This window comes from Streptomyces sp. NPDC059499, assembly GCF_042749285.1.
Classification (GTDB): Bacteria; Actinomycetota; Actinomycetes; order Streptomycetales; family Streptomycetaceae; genus Streptomyces.
Genome location: NZ_JBHYTT010000010.1, coordinates 231,709 through 251,060, shown reverse-complemented (window position 1 = coordinate 251,060; position 19,352 = coordinate 231,709). Strand labels below are relative to the sequence as shown.

Below are 19,352 nucleotides of genomic sequence, written 5' to 3'. Positions count from 1 at the left end.
CCATGCCGCTCATCTCCCGTCGACTGCGGGCCGCTCTGCTGGTCACCGCGTCGGCCACCCTTGTCGCCGCGACCGCGCCCACGCCAGTGCCGCTCGGCATCGGCGACCGCCTGTTCCCTCAGCTCGGAAACCCCGGCTACGACGTCCTCTCGTACGACATCTCGCTCACCTACCACGGCAGCAACACCAAGCCGCTCGATGCCGTCACCAGGATCGTGGCGCGGACCACCGCGCCACTGGAACAGATCAATCTCGACTTCGCCCGTGGTGCCGTCCGCGCCGTGGAGGTCAACGGGCTGCGGTCCGAGTTCGCACTCAAGGGCGAGGACCTGATCGTCCGGGCCCCCGACCGGCTGCCGGCCGGCGTACCCGTGAACATCACCGTCCGGCACACGAGCGATCCGTCCGGGGAGAGCAGCGACGGCGGTTGGGTCCGCACGGCGGACGGCCTGGCCATGGCCAATCAGGCCGACGCGGCGCACCGGGTCTTCCCGGGCAACGACCATCCGTCGGACAAGGCGTACTTCACCTTTAGGGTCACCGCCCCGAAGAACCTCACGGTCGTGGCGGGCGGGCTGTCCGCCGGAACGCGACGACACGGAACGGCGACGACCTGGACGTACCGCACGGAGCACCCGATGGCCACGGAGCTGGCGCAGGTCTCCATCGGCCGTTCCGCCGTCCTGCGGCGGAACGGCCCGGACGGCCTGCCCGTGCGTGACGTCGTCCCGGTGGCCGACCGGGAGAAGCTGGAGCCGTGGCTGCGGAAGACCCCGGGGCAGGTGGCCTGGATGGAGGCACAGGTCGGCCCCTATCCGTTCGAGACGTACGGGCTGCTCGTGGCAGACGCGGAGACCGGCTTCGAGCTGGAGACCCAGACGCTGTCGCTCTTCGAGCGGTCACTGTTCACCGCCTCCGGGTACCCGGAGTGGTACGTCGACTCGATCATGGTGCACGAGCTGGCCCACCAGTGGTTCGGCAACAGCGTCTCCCCCCAGGCATGGTCCGATCTGTGGATCAACGAAGGCCACGCCACCTGGTACGAGGCCCTCTACGCGCAGGAGCACGCACAGAAGCCGATGGAGCGGCGGATGCGCGAGGCCTACACCCGGTCCGACACGTGGCGCGCCGCCGGCGGTCCGCCGGCGCATCCCGACGCTCCGTCCCCGGACAACAAGATCAGCCTGTTCAGGCCCGTGGTGTACGACGGCAGCGCGCTCGTCCTGTACGCGCTGCGGCAGGAGATCGGTGCGGAGGCCTTCGACCGGCTGGAGCGGACCTGGGTGCACAGGTACCGGGACGAGTCGGCGAGCACCGCGCACTTCACGACGCTGGCATCGAGGATCGCGGGTCGGGACCTGACCGCGTTCTTCGACGGCTGGCTGTACGGGGAGAAGACCCCTCCGATGCCGGGGCACCCGGACTGGCGCAGCGCGAAGCCGCAGAAAGCGGCGGGCCCGCAGGGTTCGGCACGCACAGCGAAACCCGCGTGACGCGTCCAGCGGGGACATGCCACTATCAGGGCGTCGGCACCGCGGCCGGCCGGGGAATCCACCCACGGGAATCTTCCGGCAGGGTCACGCGTTGTGACTGACGTATCGGACTTCTATCGACGTAAGGATCCAATGACCTCCTCTTCTTCCCTTCCCCAGGACGCGCAGGACGCGCAGAGCGCCACGGAAAGCAACTCCGAGAGCCTCACCGAGAGCCTTCGGGCCGACGCCCTGATGGAAGAGGACGTCGCCTGGAGCCACGAAATCGACGGCGAGCGGGACGGCGATCAGCTCGACCGCTCCGAGCGCGCGGCACTTCGTCGCGTTGCAGGGCTCTCGACCGAGCTCGAGGACGTCACCGAGGTCGAGTACCGGCAGCTGCGCCTCGAGCGCGTCGTGCTGGTCGGTGTCTGGACCTCGGGGACGGTGCACGACGCGGAGATTTCGCTCGCGGAGCTTGCGGCACTGGCCGAGACGGCCGGCGCCCAGGTGCTCGACGCGGTCTTCCAGCGGCGCGACAAGCCCGACCCGGCCACCTACATCGGCTCGGGCAAGGCGCTGGAACTGCGCGACATCGTTCTCGAAACCGGGGCCGACACCGTCGTCTGTGACGGTGAGCTCAGCCCGGGTCAGCTGATCCACCTGGAAGACGTCGTCAAGGTCAAGGTGGTCGACAGGACCGCCCTGATCCTCGACATCTTCGCCCAGCACGCCAAGTCCCGAGAGGGTAAGGCGCAGGTGTCGCTGGCACAGATGCAGTACATGCTGCCGCGACTGCGCGGCTGGGGTCAGTCGCTCTCCCGGCAGATGGGCGGTGGCGGATCCAGCGGCGGCGGGGGCATGGCGACCCGTGGTCCCGGTGAGACCAAGATCGAGACGGACCGGCGTCGTATCCGCGAGAAGATGGCGAAGATGCGCCGTGAGATCGCGGAGATGAAGACCGGCCGCGAGATCAAGCGCCAGGAGCGCAAGCGCAACAAAGTGCCGTCGGTCGCGATCGCCGGGTACACCAACGCCGGAAAGTCCTCGCTGCTCAACCGCCTCACCGGTGCGGGTGTCCTCGTGGAGAACTCGCTGTTCGCCACCCTTGACCCGACCGTGCGCCGGGCGGAGACGCCCAGCGGCCGGATCTACACCCTGGCCGACACCGTCGGTTTCGTGCGTCACCTGCCGCACCACCTCGTCGAGGCGTTCCGCTCCACCATGGAGGAGGTCGGCGAGTCCGACCTGATCCTGCATGTGGTGGACGGCTCCCACCCGGTGCCGGAGGAGCAGCTCGCCGCCGTGCGTGAGGTGATCCGGGAGGTCGGCGCGGTCAACGTGCGCGAGGTCGTCGTGATCAACAAGGCGGACGCGGCGGACCCGCTCGTGCTCCAGCGGCTCCTGCGCACCGAGAAGCACGCGATCGCCGTGTCGGCCCGTACCGGTGCCGGCATCGACGAACTGCTCGCCCTGATCGATGTCGAGCTGCCGCACCCGTCCGTGGAGATCGAGGCACTCGTGCCCTACATCCAGGGCGGACTCGTCTCCCGGGTGCATGCCGAGGGTGAGGTGATCTCCGAGGAGCACACCGCGGAGGGCACACTGATCAAGGCGCGGGTGCACGAGGAGCTCGGGGCGGAACTTGCGATGTTCGTGCCGGTGACCGGCTGACGCGGCACCGATCTGCCGCCTGGGACACGGTCCCGGGACAGGTACAGACCGAAGGCCCGGACCTCCCTCAGGGGGTCCGGGCCTTCGGCCGTGGCGCGTGGGTCCCGGCCGACTACCGACCCGCGAACTTCTCGCTCATCATGGTGAAGATGCTCCGCGCGCCCTCACCGAGCCGAGGACCTGCCAGCCAGCCCGCCGTGACCGGGCCGATGGAGGTGTTGGAGACCAGGACGGACTTGCCGTCGGGGCCTGCGACGAACCAGCCGCCACCGGAGGAGCCGCCGGTCATCGAGCAGCCGATGCGGTACATCGTCGGCGTCCCGGGAGTGACCGAGAGGCGGCCGGGGCGGTCGACGCACTTGTGCATGAGCAGTCCGTCGTACGGCGGACCCGCCGGGTAGCCCCAGGCGCCCATGCCGCTGATCTGCTGGATCTCAGGGGCGTCGAAGTCGACGGCCAGGGCGTTGCCCACGGTCTCCTCGAGCGACTTGGTGCCCTTCTCCGGCTTCACATGGAGCACCGCGTAGTCGTACGGGGCTCCCGCGCCGCCCGTGTGGCCACCGTCGGCGATCCACTCGCCGGAGGACGCGGCCCAGTCCGCCCAGTACGTACCGTACGGAGCGATCTCCTGAGGCTGTGCGCTCTCCAGCGCGGCGGCGGACTTGCCCTGGTCGTTGTACGAGGGGACGAAGACGATGTTGCGGTACCAGCCGCCCTCCGAGCCGGCATGGACGCAATGCCCGGCGGTCCAGACGAGGTTGGACCTGCCCGGGTTCTCCGGGTCCTTCACCACGGTGCCCGAACACACCATGGAACCCTCGGGGGAGTCGAAGAAGACCTTGCCGACCGGGGCCGCGTGTTGGTGATACGGCAGCTTCTCGGGCTCGGCCCGGACCGGGGCAGGCTCAGGGTCGCTCACACCCTGGTCACCGGAGAGGTCGCCGGCCGACATGGTCCTTGCCGGGTCCTTGGCGGTCTTCATCCGGTCGGGCTTCCACAGCCCCTCGATGACCGGGTTGACGAAGTCCTTGGCCTCACGCAGCCACTTGTCCTCGTCCCAGTTCTTCCATTCGCCCTTCTTCCACTTCTCCGGATCGACACCGTGCTTCTTCAGGGCGTCGGCCAGATCCGCGGGCGTATCACCCGACCCGGAGCCCCCGGTGGATCCGGCGGTTTCGGCGGCAGGTTTGCCGGCGGCGTTGTCCTCGCCCGGGCCGCATGCCGTGGCGGTGAGTGCGAGCGCCGCGACAAGGCCGGTCGCGGCCAGCAGCGGACGTATCGGTCGCATGGAAAAGGTCCCCCTGAGTGCCGTACAGATTGCCATGAGCGCGTCATGTGGGTGCGTCGGCGCACCCACTGACCATCCGTGGTGAGGGCCCACCTTATGACGTGGGGGCCCTCCGAAGCCTGTCGTGGGGCAGTACGCCCACCCGGCCCCACTGGGCCCCCGGTACGTCAACTGCCGTACCGGGGGCCCGATGTGTCGCCGCTCGCGCGAGCGGCCGCGACGGGACCTACCGGCCCGCGTACTTCTTGCTGACCGCCGTGTAGACGCCCTGGGCCTCCGAACCGAGGCGCGGCCCGGCAAGCCAGCCCGCCGTGACCGGGCCGATGGAGGTGTTCGAGACCAGCGCGGGCTTACCGTCCTGCCCGGCCGCGACCCAGCCGCCACCGGAGGAACCACCGGTCATCGTGCACCCGATGCGGTACATCGTCGGCTCGTTCTCGGCGATGGAGAGGCGGCCCGGCTTGTCGGCGCACTGCAGCGCCTTCTGGCCGTCGAACGGCGGCGCCGCCGGATAGCCGGTGGCCGTCATGGTGTCGATCTCCGGGACGGCCGGGGCGTTGAACTCGACCGGCAGCGCCGAACCGACGGTCTCCTCCAGGGACTTGCCCGTCGCACCCTTCTCCGGCGTGACCTGCAGGACCGCGAAGTCGTACGGAGCACCCTGTCCGCCCGTCGAGGCGCCCTGGGCGATCCACTGCTCGGAGGTCTGTGCCCACTGGCCCCACCACACGCCGTAGGGAGCGATCTCCTCCTTGGTCGCGTCCTGCAGCTCGGCCACCGACAGACCGCTGTCGTTGTACGACGGGACGAAGGCGATGTTGCGGTACCAGCCACCGTTCTTGCCCGCGTGCACGCAGTGCCCCGCGGTCCACACCATGTTGGACTTGCCGGGGTGGGCCGGGTCCTTCACCACGGTCGCCGAGCAGACCATGGAGCCCTCAGGACCGTCGAAGAGGAGCTTCCCGGACTCGGGCGCGCTGCCGTTGTACGGGGTCTTCAGGTCCGCGGCCCGGACCGGAACCGGGGTCGGATCCGTCACGCCCTCGTCGCCCGAGATGTCGTTGTCGACAGGCTTCTCGGGGGACTTGTCGGCATCCCGCATCCGGTCGGGGTCCCAGAGGTCCTCGATGATCGGGTTGACGTAGTCCTTGGCCTCACGCAGCCACTTTTCCTTGTCCCAGTTCTTCCACTCGCCGTCCCTCCACTGCTCGATGTCGATCCCGTGCTCCTTGAGCCGGTCCTTCAGATCGTCAGGGATGGTGACCTTGCCGTCGGACGGCTGCTCGGCGGCGGCGCTCGGCTCACTGCTCGCCGCGTCCTCCTCCGGGCCGCAGGCGGTCGTGGTGAGCGTCAGAACAGCGGCGAGGGCGGCTGCGGCGAACACGGGGGAGATGCGACGTGCGCTCCTCCCGCGGCGTGCGGTATCGGTCTGGCGGATGGGTCGCATGTGGTGATCCCCCTGGGACTTCGTCACTTACTCCGGTACTGCACTGCGGACTGCTCGGTGCGCGCGCGGCATTGCCTGGTGGTACGGCAGCGCGCACACCGAGGGCGTCGGAGCGGCAGCCCGTCCGGAGTGCGGCCCCCACTATGCCGGTGCCGTTGGGGACGGTGCGCGGCAGGGCCACGGTTCCACCTCCGCAAGGATCTTCCGATTTACCCGTGATCCCCGGCGTCCCGCGTCGTTGGTACGTACGGGGGACCCCCGGACAGCGTTCACCGATGTCGTCCGTTCCCGGGGAACCGTACTGACGAGCAACGCAACTGTTACAGCAGGAGGACGACCAGCCGTGGCCGTGACCGAACCAGCTCCGGTGGCACCGCCCGCTGCGCACGAGGGGATTCTGCGACGTCAGGCACTGCGTGAATCGGCGGCCCGTACGTACGCGCGATCTCTGCCGATCGTGCCGGTGCGGGCGAGGGGCATGACCATCGAAGGTGCCGACGGGCGGCGCTACCTGGACTGTCTGTCCGGGGCGGGCACCCTGGCTCTCGGGCACAACCATCCCGTGGTGCTCGAGGCCATCAGACGGGTCATCGACTCCGGAGCACCCCTGCACGTGCTCGACCTCGCCACACCGGTCAAGGACGCCTTCACCACCGAGCTGTTCGCCACCCTGCCCCGGCAGTTCGCCGACAACGCGCGGATCCAGTTCTGCGGCCCCGCGGGAACGGACGCCGTGGAAGCGGCGTTCAAGCTCGTGCGCGCCGCGACCGGACGCAGCGAACTCCTCGCCTTCACCGGCGCGTACCACGGGATGACGGCCGGAGCTCTGGCGGCGTCGGGCGGAGCCCCGGACGTACGGGTGACGCGGCTGCCCTTCCCGCAGGACTACCGCTGCCCCTTCGGAGAGGGAGGGGAACGGGGCGCGGACATCGCCGCTCGCTGGACAGAGAGCCTCCTGGACGATCCCAAGGGAGGGGTTCCCGCTCCCGCCGGAATGATCCTGGAGCCCGTCCAGGGCGAGGGCGGAGTGAATCCGGCTCCCGACGGCTGGCTGCGCCGGATGCGGGAGATCACCACGTCCCGCTCCATCCCGCTCATCGCGGACGAGGTGCAGACCGGTGTCGGCAGGACCGGGACCTTCTGGGCGGTCGAGCACAGCGGCATCGTGCCCGACGTGATGGTGCTGTCCAAGGCCATCGGAGGCTCACTGCCGCTCGCCGTGATCGTCTACCGCTCCGAACTCGACGTCTGGCAGCCGGGCGCCCACGCGGGTACCTTCCGGGGCAATCAGCTCGCCATGGCCGCAGGCGCCGCCACCCTCGCCCACGTACGGGAGAACGGGCTCGCCGACCGGGCCGCGACACTCGGGGCGCGCATGCTCGCCAGTCTCCGGGCGCTGAGCGCGGATCACCCCAGCATCGGTGACGTCCGCGGCCGCGGGCTGATGATCGGGATCGAGCTCGTCGACCCCGAAGCCGCGCCGCTCGCCCGCACCGCGGAGAACGGTGCGCCCCCGCCGCCGGACCCGGCCCTCGCCGCCGCGGTCCAGCAGGAATGCCTGCACCGGGGCCTCATCGTCGAACTCGGTGGGCGTCACGATGCCGTGGTCCGTCTCCTTCCCCCGCTCACCCTCACCGACGAACAGGCAACGGCCGTGGTCGACCGCCTCGCCGACGCGTTGAGGGCCGCAGAGCGCTCGCCGTACCGCCGGGCCGCCGCCGGGCCGACCCGCTGAACCCGGATCCCTCACCAAGGAAGACCGCCGTGAACCCCACCCCTGCGCCCGAGGCCGACGGCCCTCTCACCAGCCAGCAGCGAGGACAGAACCTGCCGGACGGCCCTCTCACCTTCGAATCGACGAGTGTGCCGCGGCAGAAGGTCGGGCCACACGGAACCCGGCGCACTCCGGCCGGAAGCCCCGCAGGCACGCTTGCGGAAGACCTCCTCGACGCCCCGGACACCCCGGCCCGGCCCGATGCGTCCGGTCTGCTCGACCCTCTCGGGCACCCCGACCCACTCCAGGCCGCGGACGCTGCGGGAACGGAGAATCTGCTGCGCTGCTGGGTCAGGGAGAACGACCTGCCCCAGCCGAAGGGCGGCACCCTGCGCGTCCCCCTGCCCGCCAGTGGTACGGCACTCCTCGCCCCCGTCATCCACTGGTCCGCGACCGGGTGGCACCGATTCGGCACGCCCACCCTGGAGAACGCGCCCGGAGCCGCGAGCGCCGATGCCGTCACCGTCGCCGCACTCATGGGACGCGAGACCTGCAGGAACGCCGGCGTGGACATGGTCGCCCGAGTGGCCGACTCGGTAAGGCGCACGGCCGACTTCATCGCGGACCGGCGTCGCGAACCGGCAGCTCCCCCCGGGGCCGACCTCTTCCTCACAGCGGAACAGTCACTCCTCCTCGGTCATCCGCTGCACCCCACACCGAAGAGCCGTGAAGGCCTCTCGGATTCCGAAACCCGCCTCTACTCACCCGAGTTGCGCGGCTCCTTCCCTCTTCACTGGATGGCTGTGGACCGGTCCGTGCTGGCCACCGGCTCGTCCTGGAGCCAGGGGGAGCGTCCGGTGTCCGCGGAGGAACTCCTGGCACCCCACTCCGAAGGGCTGCGCCTCCCCAGCGGGACCACGGCGCTCCCCCTCCACCCCTGGCAGGCCGCGGAGCTCAAGCGCCGCCCCGAAGTCGCCGCGCTGTGCGACAAGGGGCTGCTGCACGACCTCGGCCCGTACGGGGAGGAGTGGCACCCCACCTCCTCCGTACGCACCGTGCACCGGCCGGGTGCCGGGATCATGCTGAAGCTCTCCCTGGGCGTACGCATCACCAACTCCCGTCGGGAGAACCTCCGCAAGGAACTCCACCGCGGCGCAGAGGTCCACCGGCTGCTCAGCACCGGACTGGGGGACCAGTGGCAGAAGGCCCACCCGGGCTTCGACATCGTCAGGGACCCTGCCTGGCTCGCAGTCGACGCCCCGGACGGCAGCCCCGTCCAGGGCCTGGATGTGATGCTCCGCCACAATCCGTTCGGCCCGGCCGACGACGCCGTCTGCATCGCCGGACTCACCGCACCGCGCCCCTGGCCTGGCCGTGGGGGCATGCACTCACGACTCGCGGAGATCGTGTCCCGCCTCGTCGCCCGTACCGGAAGGACGCCCGGGGCCGTCTGCGCCGAGTGGTTCCTCCGCTATCTCGACCGTGTCGTCCTCCCCGTTCTCTGGTTCGATGCCACCGCCGGTGTCGCCCTGGAAGCCCACCAGCAGAACACTCTCGTCCTCCTCGACCCGGACGGCTGGCCGGTCGGCGGCAGGTACCGCGACAACCAGGGCTACTACTTCCGTGAGTCCCACCGCGCCGCACTCGAGCACCGGCTCCCCGGTATCGGCGCGGTCAGTGACACCTTCGTCTCCGACGCCGTGACCGATGAGCGCCTCGCGTACTACCTCGGCATCAACAACGTGTTCGGACTCATCGGAGCCTTCGGGTCCCAGCGGCTCGCCGAGGAACAACTGCTCCTCGCCGCCTTCCGCCGCTTCCTGGAGGCCGCTGTGCCACTGGGTTCGCCACTGCCCGCGTATCTGCTCGGGACCTCCCAGCTCCGCTGCAAGGCAAACCTGCTGACCCGACTGCACGGTCTCGACGAACTCGTCGGCCCCGTCGATACCCAGTCCGTCTACGTCACCATCGCCAACCCCCTCCGCGCCTGACAGGCAGGACCGTCTGAAACCACGAGAGGAGAGCGTCACGGTGCCTCCCGCCGATGCGCACGCCGATGCCGGAACAGGTGCCGCCCCACCGGGCGTCACAAGTGTCGAGGACACCCTGGACCTGCGGCTGACCGAAGAACTTCTCGCCCTGCTCGGCGACGAACAACCGGTAGCAGCCGTCCGGCCCCCCGACGCCTCCGATCTGCTCGGCAGCCCTGCCGCATGGCACCCGGTCACCACCGCCGCCGGCGTGTTCCAGCTGGTTCCCGTCCATCCGGCTCGCGATCTCGCGATGATCAGCCGCTGGATGAACGACCCCGCGGTCGCCGCCTTCTGGGAACTCGCGGGACCGGAATCGACCACTGCCGGTCACATTCGTCGCCAGCTCGACGGAGACGGCCGCAGCGTCCCCTGCCTCGGAGTGCTGGACGGCAGGCCCATGAGCTACTGGGAGATCTACCGCGCCGACCTGGACCCGCTGGCCCGCCACTACCCTGCCCGGCCCCACGACACAGGCATCCACCTCCTCATCGGTGGTGTGGACAACCGGGGCCGGGGCATCGGCACCACACTGCTCCGTGCCGTATCCGACCTCGTACTCGACAACCGTCCTCTGTGCGCACGCGTCGTCGCGGAGCCCGATCTGCGCAACACCCCTTCCGTCTCCGCCTTCCTGAGCGCTGGTTTCCGCTTCTCCGCCGAGGTGGAACTACCTGACAAGCGAGCCGCCCTGATGGTTCGCGACCGAGCCCACCGTGCACAGCTGTGAACAACTCGCTGCCTTACATACACCGCTCGAACCCCATCGGTTCCCACCCGAGGAGTCCCCGTGCAGACATACCCTGCGAGCCACAACTCAGCGGAGCCTCACACGCTGCTCGACGCACCAGAACTGAACCGGGCGCTGTGGGACCGGGCCGCAGTGCGGCTGCTGGCGAAGATGATCAGTGAGTTCGCCTACGAGGAAGTCATCGAGCCCACGCCGCACCCGGGGAACGGCGGTAGCTACGCCCTGCCGCTCGACGACGGTGGAGCACTGCACTTCCGCGCGCGGCGCGGCGTCTACGGCAGCTGGCGCGTCGACCCGGACTCGATCCGCGAGCTCCCGCAGGACCACTCCCCGGCGGCCCACGCAGGGAACGACCGCGGTACGCCGTTCCGTGACCCGCTGCAGTTCCTCGCCCGCGCCCGCCACCTGCTCGGGCTCGACGGCGCCACGCTCGGCCATCTCATTCGCGAGCTCACCACCACGCTCGCTGCCGATGCCCGGCTCGGTCATACCGCACTCGGCGCGTCACAGCTGGCCGAGCTCCCGTACGCCGAGCTGGAAGGACACCAGACCGGCCATCCCTGGCTCGTGGCCAACAAGGGACGCCTCGGATTCTCCGCCGCCGACGCGGCCCGCTTCACCCCCGAAGCCCGGTCCGCCACCAGGCTGCCGTGGATCGCGGTCAGCACGCGTATCGCGGGCTATCGGGGCGTGAAGGCCCTGGAAACCCCCGGGCATCTCTACGCCCAGGAACTGGATCCGGCCGTCCGGGCCTCCTTCGACGCCGTTCTGAGCGCCCGCGGTCTCGACCCCCAGGACTACCTGTTCCTTCCGGTGCACCCGTGGCAGTGGGACGAGTGGGTCGTGCCGCTCTTCGCGCCGGCGATCGCCGACGGTGCGATCGTGCCTCTGCACGCCGACGACGACCTGCGGCTGCCTCAGCAGTCCATCCGTACCTTCACCAACGTCGGACGGCCCGACCGGCACACGGTCAAGCTGCCGCTGTCGATCCTCAACACACTCGTCTGGCGAGGTCTGCCGACCGAGCGCACACTCGCCGCGCCGGCGGTCACCGCCTGGGTCCAGGGCCTGTGCGACAGCGACCCCTTCCTGCGCGACACCTGCGGAGTCATCCTGCTCGGAGAGGTCGCGTCGGTGACGGTCGAGCACCCCCTCTACGACCACCTTCCCGAGGCGCCGTACCAGTTCAAGGAGATCCTCGGCGCGATCTGGCGAGAACCCCTGCAACCGAGGCTGGCACCGGGCGAGCGTGCGCGCACGCTCGCCTCTTTGCTGCACACGGACGCGGCAGGCCGTGCCTTCACCGCCGAGTTGGTCGCCCGCTCGGGGCTGACCCCGGCCGCCTGGCTGACAAGGCTGTTCGCCGCGCTGCTGCCTCCGCTGCTGCACTTCCTGTACCGCTACGGCACGGTGTTCTCCCCGCACGGCGAGAACGCCATCGTCGTCTTCGACGAGAACGACGTGCCCGTACGCCTCGCGATCAAGGACTTCGTCGACGACGTGAACGTCAGCGCCCAGCCGCTCCCCGAGCAGGAGCCGATGCCCCAGGAGGTCCGCAGCATCCTGCTGACCGAGGACGCGTCCTTCCTCACCCAGTTCATCCACTCGGGGCTCTTCGTCGGCGTCTTCCGCTATCTGTCCCCGCTCTGCGAGGAACAGCTGGATGTACCGGAGAGTGAATTCTGGTCACTCGTCCGGGCCGAGATCCTCCGCCACCACGCCCGGTTTCCCGAGCTGAAGGAGCGGTTCGAGATGTTCGACATGCTGGCGCCGAGGATCGAGCGGCTCTGCCTCAACCGCAACCGTCTGCATCTGGACGGCTACCGCGACAGGCCGGAGCGCCCGCACGCGGCCGTGCACGGTTCGGTTCCCAACCCTCTCCACCTCTACGTGTGAGGCCGGGAGTGAACGCCGGTGTCAGTGGTGAGCCGTAGGGTGGTCGGGCTATGACGAAGCCATCTCTCCCCGAGCTCCTGCACGCCGCCGTCACCGCTGTCGGCGGTACGGAGCGGCCCGGCCAGGCCACCATGGCCGCGGCCGTTGCCGATGCGGTCGACGACAATGCCCACCTCCTCGTCCAGGCCGGTACGGGCACGGGCAAGTCCCTCGGGTACCTGGTGCCCGCGCTGGCCCACGGGGAGCGGGTCGTGGTGGCCACGGCGACCCTCGCCCTCCAGCGCCAGCTGGTGGAGCGGGACCTTCCGCGGACGGTCGACGCGCTGCAGCCGCTGCTCCGCCGCCGCCCGCAGTTCGCGATGCTCAAGGGCCGGTCGAACTATCTGTGTCTGCACCGTCTGCACGAGGGGGTGCCGCAGGAAGAGGAGGAGGGGCTCTTCGACCAGTTCGAGGCCGCTGCCCCGTCGAGCAAGCTGGGCCAGGACCTGCTGCGCATGCGTGACTGGTCGGACGAGACGGAGACCGGCGACCGGGACGACCTCACGCCGGGCGTCTCGGACCGGGCCTGGGCACAGATCTCGGTGTCCTCGCGGGAATGCCTCGGTGCGACGAAGTGCGCGTACGGCGCGGAGTGCTTCGCGGAGATGGCGCGGGAGCGCGCCAAGCTCGCCGATGTCGTCGTCACGAACCACGCCCTGCTCGCCATCGACGCGATCGAGGGCGCGCCGGTGCTCCCGAAGCACGAGGTACTGATCGTCGACGAGGCCCACGAGCTGGTCTCGCGGGTCACCGGAGTGGCCACCGGCGAGCTCACTCCCGGCCAGGTGAACCGTGCGGTGCGCCGTGCGGCCAAGCTGGTCAACGAGAAGGCCGCCGACGCGCTGCAGACCGCCTCGGAGGGTTTCGAGCGGGTGATGGAGCTCGCCCTGCCGGGACGTCTGGAGGAGGTTCCGGAGGACCTCGGCTACGCCCTGATGGCGCTGCGTGACGCCGCGCGCACCGTGATCTCGGCCCTGGGGTCCACCCGGGACAAGTCCGTCCAGGACGAGGACGCCGTACGCAAGCAGGCCATGGCGTCGGTCGAGTCGGTCCACAGCGTCGCGGAGCGCATCACGCAGGGTTCCGAGTACGACGTGGTGTGGTACGAGCGCCATGACCGCTTCGGGGCGTCCGTGCGCGTCGCCCCGCTCTCGGTGTCGGGACTGCTGCGCGAGAGACTCTTCACCGACCGGTCCGTGGTCCTGACGTCCGCGACGCTCAAGCTCGGCGGGGATTTCAACGGGGTGGGGGCATCGCTGGGCCTCGCGCCCGAGGGCACCGCGGGCGAGGACGTCCCGCAGTGGAAGGGGCTGGACGTCGGATCGCCGTTCGACTACCCGAAGCAGGGCATTCTGTATGTCGCCCGGCACCTGGGGACCCCGGGGCGTGAAGGCTCACGCACGGACATGCTGGATGAGCTCGCTGATCTGGTGGAGGCGGCGGGAGGCCGCACCCTGGGGCTGTTCTCCTCGATGCGGGCGGCTCAGGCCGCCGCCGAGGAGCTGCGCGGCCGGCAGGACCGGCCGATCCTCCTGCAGGGCGAGGAGACACTCGGCGAGCTGATCAAGAATTTCGCCGCGGACCCGGATACCTGCCTCTTCGGAACGCTGTCGCTGTGGCAGGGCGTCGACGTGCCCGGTTCGAGCTGTCAGCTCGTCGTCATGGACCGGATCCCGTTTCCCCGGCCCGACGACCCGCTGATGAGCGCGCGACAGAAGGCGGTCGAGGAGGCCGGCGGCAACGGCTTCATGGCCGTTGCGGCCACGCACGCCGCCCTGCTGATGGCGCAGGGTGCGGGCCGGCTCGTCCGCGCGACGGGTGACAAGGGCGTCGTTGCCGTACTCGACCCACGTCTGGCCAACGCCCGGTACGGCAGCTACCTCCGCGCTTCGATGCCCGACTTCTGGTACACCACGGACCGGAACCAGGCGCGACGCTCACTCGCGGCCATCGACGCGGCGGCCAAGTCGACTCCGTAGCGGAAGCGGACACGGCAGGGCCCCGGGATCGGCGCAGAGGATCCCGGGGCCCGGTCCGAACCGGCGGAATCACACCCGCCGCAGCACCGCCACGACCTTGCCGAGAATGGTCGCCTCGTCACCCGGAATCGGCTGGTACGCGGAGTTGTGCGGGAGCAGCCAGACATGGCCGTCCGCGCGCTTGAAACGCTTGACCGTGGCCTCGCCGTCCAGCATGGCCGCCACGATGTCCCCGTTCTCCGCGACGGGCTGGCGCCGGACGGTGACCCAGTCACCGTCCATGATCGCCGCCTCGATCATCGAGTCACCGACGACCTTCAGTACGAAGAGCTCTCCGTCACCGACGAGCTGGCGGGGGAGCGGGAAGACGTCCTCGACGGACTCCTCGGCGAGGATCGGCCCGCCGGCCGCGATCCGGCCCACCAGCGGGACGTACGAAGCCGCGGGCTTCCCCGTGGTGTCCGTCGCCTGGGTGCTGGGCTGGTCCGAACCCCGGACCTCGTACGCCCGGGGGCGATGGGGGTCGCGGCGCAGGAAGCCCTTGCGCTCCAGGGCCATCAGCTGATGAGCGACGGACGACGTGCTGGACAGCCCCACCGCCTGACCGATCTCCCGCATCGACGGGGGATACCCCCGGCGCTGTACGGAGTCGCGGATGACCTCGATCACCCGCCGCTGCCGGTCCGTGAGCCCCGAGCTGTCCGCCCGGATTCCAGGAGGTCGGCCGGGCAACGAGCGCGCGGGGCGCGTGGGCTCCGGCCCCTCCGTGTTTGTGCCTGAGTCATTCATCGCATGCACCGGCTCAAGTCGGCTCTGGGAGCGGTGGTCCTGGGCAGTGATGGTGGCACTGTCTGCGGTGGTGGTCACGTCGGCCCCTCTCGAATGGTCTCCCTAGTTGGACAACGGTAGTAGCTTTCGAAAGGTTGCGCCAAACACACGTTCGAGTGAAAAACAAATAAAGGCCTGCCGCGGCCTTGTTGTGAGGTGTATGAGCGGACTTCCGGGCGAGGGGAATCCGGTCGGTCACGCTAGCGCCCGTGGGTCCGCCGACGGTCCTCGGGGGTCCCGTACGGGGGCGCCCTCCGGGTTCCGTGAGGGGGTGCTTCGAAGCGCGTCCAGGAGTCCCGCGCCAGTCTGCCACCCGGCGGCCCCGGATCCGGGCAGTGGTGCGTTTCCCGTACCCTCGTGCCGGGTCGTAGGCTGCGCCCGGGGTGCCCGTCAGATGCGACACGCGCCGGGGCGAAAGTGGAGCCAAACCCTAGATCTAGTGGTTGGATTGACTCAGCCACCCAGAACTTGTGGTCCCTGTCTTTCGGGGCCGAGTCCATCGCCTATGCTTGTGGCTGCCTCGAAGGTCCGTGACGGACCTGAACAGGCCATTCAGTCGTGCTGTGAAGGAGGGTTGGGAGCCATGCACTGCCCCTTCTGCAGGCACCCCGACAGCCGGGTCGTCGACAGTCGCACCACGGACGACGGGACGTCGATCCGACGGCGTCGTCAGTGCCCCGACTGCTCCCGCCGTTTCACGACGGTGGAGACCTGCTCGCTGATGGTGGTGAAGCGCAGCGGCGTGACCGAGCCCTTCAGTCGTACCAAGGTCATCTCGGGCGTCCGTAAGGCATGCCAGGGGCGGCCCGTCACCGAGGACGCCCTCGCCAAGCTCGGCCAGCGGGTCGAGGAGGCGGTGCGGGCGACCGGCAGCGCCGAGCTGACCACGCACGACGTGGGCCTGGCCATACTCGGCCCCCTGCAGGAACTCGACCTCGTCGCGTACCTGCGCTTCGCGTCCGTGTACCGGGCGTTCAATTCGCTCGAAGACTTCGAGGCCGCAATCGCGGAGCTCCGCGAACAACGGCCTCCCGGGGGGAAATGCGGGAGCGGCGAGATCCTCGAGGTCCCCGCACCCGCCGCTATCGCCGCAGATTGATCACGGCCTCGACCGACAGGAACGACGAGGTCGACGGCGGGCGGCACCAGACCTGCTCCCGACGCCCCACGCGGCGTCCGGAGTATTCAGACACAGACTGTGCCCTGGGAAGAACTGGGCACTTCAGGGCGTTTTTGCCCACATATGGGAGGCGGCATGACAGAGACGGCGAGCGGCCCGGCACGAGGTTCCCGCACCAAGGGAGCCAAGTCGACTGCGACCAAGCAGGGTCTGCGCATCGAGCGCATCCACACCTCTCCCGGAGTGCATCCGTACGACGAGGTCGCGTGGGAGCGCCGTGACGTCGTCATGACCAACTGGCGCGACGGCTCGATCAACTTCGAGCAGCGTGGCGTCGAGTTCCCCGACTTCTGGTCGGTGAACGCGGTCAACATCGTCACCAGCAAGTACTTCCGGGGGGCCGTCGGCACGCCGCAGCGCGAGACCGGTCTGCGACAGCTGATCGACCGGATCGTGAAGACGTACCGGAAGGCCGGCGAGGACTACAGCTACTTCGCCTCGCCCGCCGACGCGGAGATCTTCGAGCACGAGCTGGCGTACGCCCTCCTGCACCAGATCTTCAGCTTCAACTCGCCGGTCTGGTTCAACGTCGGCACCCCTCAGCCGCAGCAGGTCTCGGCCTGCTTCATCCTGGCCGTCGACGACTCCATGGAGTCGATCCTCGACTGGTACAAGGAAGAGGGAATGATCTTCAAGGGCGGCTCGGGAGCCGGCCTGAACCTCTCCCGCATCCGTTCCTCCAAGGAGCTCCTCTCCTCCGGCGGCAACGCTTCCGGCCCGGTCTCGTTCATGCGGGGCGCCGACGCGTCCGCCGGAACGATCAAGTCCGGTGGTGCGACCCGCCGCGCGGCCAAGATGGTCATTCTCGACGTCGACCACCCCGACATCGAGAACTTCATCGAGACCAAGGTCAAGGAGGAGGAGAAGATTCGCGCCCTGCGAGACGCGGGCTTCGACATGGACCTGGGCGGCGACGACATCACGTCCGTCCAGTACCAGAACGCCAACAACTCGGTCCGCGTGAACGACGAGTTCATGAAGGCCGTCGAGTCCGGCGGGAAGTTCGGCCTCCGCGCCCGTATGACCGGTGACGTCATCGAAGAGGTCGAGGCCAAGTCCCTCTTCCGCAAGATGGCCGAGGCGGCCTGGGCCTGCGCCGACCCGGGCATCCAGTACGACGACACCATCAACCAGTGGCACACCTGCCCGGAGTCCGGCCGGATCAACGGCTCGAACCCCTGCAGCGAGTACATGCACCTGGACAACACCTCGTGCAACCTGGCCTCGCTGAACCTGATGAAGTTCCTCAAGGACGACGGCGAGGGCAACCAGTCCTTCGAGGTCGAGCGCTTCGCCAAGGTCGTCGAGCTGGTCATCACCGCGATGGACATCTCGATCTGCTTCGCGGACTTCCCGACCCAGAAGATCGGCGAGAACACCCGCGCCTACCGTCAGCTGGGCATCGGCTACGCCAACCTCGGCGCCCTCCTGATGGCGACCGGTCACGCGTACGACAGCGACGGCGGCCGTGCGCTCGCCGGCGCGATCACCTCGCTGATGACGGGCACCTCCTACCGGCGCTCCGCCGAGCTGGCCGCGGTCGTCGGCCCGTACGACGGCTACGCCCGCAACGCCGAGCCGCACCAGCGCGTCATGAAGCAGCACTCCGACGCCAACGGCAAGGCCGTCCACGTGGACGATCTGGACTCGCCGATCTGGGCCGCCGCGACGGAGGCCTGGCAGGACGTGATCCGCATCGGTGCCAAGAACGGCTTCCGCAACGCGCAGGCCTCGGTCATCGCCCCCACCGGCACCATCGGTCTCGCGATGTCCTGCGACACCACCGGCCTGGAGCCCGACCTCGCCCTGGTCAAGTTCAAGAAGCTCGTCGGCGGCGGCTCGATGCAGATCGTCAACGGCACGGTGCCGCAGGCCCTGCGCCGACTCGGCTACCAGCCGGAGCAGATCGAGGCGGTCGTCGCCCACATCGCCGAGAACGGCAACGTCGTCGACGCCCCGGGTCTGAAGCCCGAGCACTACAGCATCTTCGACTGCGCGATGGGCGAGCGTTCCATCTCGGCCATGGGCCACGTACGGATGATGGCGGCGATCCAGCCGTGGATCTCCGGCGCACTGTCCAAGACGGTGAACCTGCCGGAGACGGCCACCGTCGAGGACGTCGAAGAGGTCTACTTCGAGGCGTGGAAGATGGGCGTCAAGGCGCTCGCGATCTACCGCGACAACTGCAAGGTCGGCCAGCCCCTCTCCGCGAAGACCAAGGAGAAGGAGAAGGCCGCGGTCACCGCCAAGGCCGAGGACACCATCCGTACCGCGGTCGAGAAGGTCGTCGAGTACCGCCCGGTCCGCAAGCGTCTGCCCAAGGGCCGTCCCGGCATCACCACCTCCTTCACGGTGGGCGGCGCCGAGGGTTACATGACCGCCAACTCCTACCCGGACGACGGTCTCGGTGAGGTCTTCCTGAAGATGTCCAAGCAGGGTTCGACCCTCGCGGGCATGATGGACGCCTTCTCGATCGCGGTCTCGGTCGGTCTGCAGTACGGCGTGCCGCTGGAGACCTACGTCTCCAAGTTCACCAACATGCGCTTCGAGCCGGCCGGTATGACGGACGACCCGGACGTGCGGATGGCGCAGTCGATCGTCGACTACATCTTCCGTCGCCTGGCGCTCGACTTCCTGCCCTTCGAGACGCGTTCGGCACTCGGCATCCACTCGGCCGAGGAGCGCCAGCGTCACCTCGACACGGGTTCGTACGAGCCTTCCTTCGGGGACGACCAGCTGGATGTCGAGAGCCTGGCCCAGTCCGCCCCCGTACAGGTGGAGCCGCTGAAGGCGGTGGCGTCGCCCAAGGAGAGCGTTGCCGAGACGCCGGCTCCCAGGACGGCACACACCTCGGCCGAGCTGGTCGAGATGCAGCTCGGCATCAGCGCGGACGCTCCGCTGTGCTTCTCCTGCGGGACGAAGATGCAGCGCGCCGGATCCTGCTACATCTGCGAGGGCTGCGGCTCGACCAGCGGTTGCAGCTGACACCGAGCGCCGCGAGGGCGTGACGTAGTTGGTCAGGGCGGTGGAGCCGGTCTCGCGGCTCCACCGCCC

General features: G+C 69.2%; 12 protein-coding genes. 9 read left to right on the top strand and 3 right to left on the bottom strand.

Annotation, left to right across the window (positions count from 1 at the left end):
- Positions 1 to 2 precede the first annotated feature (2 nt).
- Positions 3 to 1,493: a M1 family metallopeptidase gene (locus ACFW9O_RS23660; RefSeq protein ID WP_384611921.1), complete on the top strand. Its 1,491-nt coding sequence runs from the start codon at positions 3 to 5 to the stop codon at positions 1,491 to 1,493.
- A gap of 132 nt (positions 1,494 to 1,625) precedes the next feature.
- Complete coding sequence (hflX, locus tag ACFW9O_RS23655) at positions 1,626 to 3,146, top strand: GTPase HflX (RefSeq protein WP_351167823.1); 1,521 nt, start codon at positions 1,626 to 1,628, stop codon at positions 3,144 to 3,146.
- A 112-nt stretch (positions 3,147 to 3,258) separates the two neighbouring features.
- Here hflX and ACFW9O_RS23650 read toward each other — a convergent pair whose 3' ends face one another.
- On the bottom strand, positions 3,259 to 4,434 hold the full coding sequence (locus ACFW9O_RS23650; RefSeq protein WP_384611919.1) for a trypsin-like serine peptidase: 1,176 nt from the start codon (positions 4,432 to 4,434) through the stop codon (positions 3,259 to 3,261).
- Positions 4,435 to 4,660: 226 nt separating this feature from the next.
- On the bottom strand, positions 4,661 to 5,881 hold the full coding sequence (locus ACFW9O_RS23645) for a trypsin-like serine peptidase (RefSeq protein ID WP_384611917.1): 1,221 nt from the start codon (positions 5,879 to 5,881) through the stop codon (positions 4,661 to 4,663).
- A 343-nt stretch (positions 5,882 to 6,224) separates the two neighbouring features.
- Here ACFW9O_RS23645 and ACFW9O_RS23640 point away from each other — a divergent pair, with 343 nt between their 5' ends.
- Genes ACFW9O_RS23640 through ACFW9O_RS23620 form a run of 5 tightly spaced genes read left to right on the top strand, consistent with a single transcriptional unit; the run spans position 6,225 to position 14,290 of the window.
- Entirely contained in the window at positions 6,225 to 7,616 is a 1,392-nt protein-coding gene (locus tag ACFW9O_RS23640) for a diaminobutyrate--2-oxoglutarate transaminase family protein (RefSeq protein ID WP_384611915.1), read from the top strand.
- Positions 7,617 to 7,645: 29 nt separating this feature from the next.
- Complete coding sequence (locus ACFW9O_RS23635) at positions 7,646 to 9,586, top strand: IucA/IucC family protein (protein ID WP_384611913.1); 1,941 nt, start codon at positions 7,646 to 7,648, stop codon at positions 9,584 to 9,586.
- A gap of 40 nt (positions 9,587 to 9,626) precedes the next feature.
- Positions 9,627 to 10,355, top strand: a complete 729-nt coding sequence (locus tag ACFW9O_RS23630) for a GNAT family N-acetyltransferase (RefSeq protein ID WP_351167833.1) — start codon at positions 9,627 to 9,629, stop codon at positions 10,353 to 10,355.
- Between the two features lie 60 nt (positions 10,356 to 10,415).
- Complete coding sequence (locus ACFW9O_RS23625; protein WP_384611912.1) at positions 10,416 to 12,272, top strand: IucA/IucC family protein; 1,857 nt, start codon at positions 10,416 to 10,418, stop codon at positions 12,270 to 12,272.
- A 50-nt stretch (positions 12,273 to 12,322) separates the two neighbouring features.
- On the top strand, positions 12,323 to 14,290 hold the full coding sequence (locus tag ACFW9O_RS23620; protein WP_384611910.1) for an ATP-dependent DNA helicase: 1,968 nt from the start codon (positions 12,323 to 12,325) through the stop codon (positions 14,288 to 14,290).
- 69 nt (positions 14,291 to 14,359) lie between these two features.
- On the opposite strand, the gene lexA is transcribed toward ACFW9O_RS23620, so the two are convergent.
- On the bottom strand, positions 14,360 to 15,157 hold the full coding sequence (gene lexA / locus ACFW9O_RS23615) for a transcriptional repressor LexA (protein ID WP_384611908.1): 798 nt from the start codon (positions 15,155 to 15,157) through the stop codon (positions 14,360 to 14,362).
- Positions 15,158 to 15,701: 544 nt separating this feature from the next.
- On the opposite strand from lexA, the gene nrdR reads away from it, so the two are divergent.
- Positions 15,702 to 16,217 carry a transcriptional regulator NrdR gene (gene nrdR, locus ACFW9O_RS23610; protein ID WP_351167840.1) on the top strand — a complete coding sequence of 172 codons (516 nt, stop codon included), beginning with the start codon at positions 15,702 to 15,704 and terminating at the stop codon, positions 16,215 to 16,217.
- Positions 16,218 to 16,373: 156 nt separating this feature from the next.
- Positions 16,374 to 19,283, top strand: a complete 2,910-nt coding sequence (locus ACFW9O_RS23605; protein ID WP_384611906.1) for a vitamin B12-dependent ribonucleotide reductase — start codon at positions 16,374 to 16,376, stop codon at positions 19,281 to 19,283.
- The last annotated feature ends 69 nt before the right edge of the window (positions 19,284 to 19,352 follow it).